We start from the raw sequence: 1253 nt of genomic DNA on the forward strand, positions 1-1253 counted from the left end.
TGTACAGCCCGGAGACATAGTTGACAGATGTTCGGAGACATCCCTGACACTTTTTCTGCTTGGCGGAGGAGTGTCGGGATGGCTTGGCGGGAGATTTCTGTCATGGATCAACGCACAGAGTTTGTGATGCTTGCAGCGTTGGATGGGGCCAATGTTTCGGCGCTGTGCAAGCGCTTCGGCATCAGTCGGCAGACGGGTTATCTCTGGCTGCGGCGGGTAAAGGCGGGAGAGGCCGTAAAAGATCGCTGCCGTCGTCCGCATTCAAGCCCTCGCCGTACATCCGACGATCTGGAGCGCAGTGTTCTCGATATACGTGACGAGCACCCCGCCTGGGGTGCTCGCAAGATCGCAAGGCGAATGCGGGACCTAGACATGGAGCCTCCCTCGGCATCCACCGTGCATGCCATTCTTTGCCGCCATGGCCGGATCGTAACGCAGGCAAATGAGAGCATGGCGCAGGGCCGCTTCGAGCGCGAGGCACCAAACCTTCTCTGGCAGATGGACTTCAAGGGACGGACGCAGATGGCCTGCGGCAACTGGTGCTACCCTTTGACCATCATTGATGATCACTCCCGCTTTGCCATCGCAATCGAAGCTTGCCTCAACGAGAGACTAGAGACCGTACAGGCCAAGCTGGAGACGATCTTTCGCCGCTATGGCATGCCGCTGGCCATCTACTGCGACAATGGCAATCCATGGGGAACCGGCACACCGAACCAGTGGACACGCTTGCGGGTCTGGCTCTTGAAGCTTGGCATCGAATTGATCCATTCACGACCCTATCATCCACAGGGCCGTGGCAAGAACGAACGGTTTCATCGCAGCCTCAAGGCCGAGGTAACGGACTTCGCCACGCTGAGCGATCACACACATGCCCAGAAAGCTTTCGACCACTGGCGTGAAATCTACAATCATCATCGCCCGCATGAAGCGATCGACATGGCGGTGCCTGCAAGCCGCTACCGGCCTTCCTCACGCACTTTTCCCCGCCAGCTTCCAAACCCTGTCTATGACAGAAGCGAGATTGTCCGCAGCGTCAGTTCCACCAAAGGCTACGTCAGCTTCAAGGGCAAGACATGGCGCATCCCTAATGCCTTCAGAAGCGAGCGCCTGGCCATCCGGCCCCTCAATAGCTCAGGTCTCTTCGGCGTTTTCTTCGGGGCAACTCAAATCGCAAAGATCAATCTCGAAGATAAACTCTGACTGTCAGGGATGTCTCCGAACACATGTCAGGGATGTCTCCGGTCTTTACA

1 pseudogene is annotated in these 1253 nt (G+C 57.1%); it reads left to right on the plus strand.

The features are described 5' to 3' along the window. Positions 1-78 precede the first annotated feature (78 nt). Positions 79-1253 (plus strand): annotated as a pseudogene (locus I3J13_RS25580) (IS481 family transposase); the annotation flags it as partial.

Source organism: Agrobacterium leguminum (genome assembly GCF_015704895.1).
Classification (GTDB): Bacteria; Pseudomonadota; Alphaproteobacteria; order Rhizobiales; family Rhizobiaceae; genus Agrobacterium; species Agrobacterium leguminum.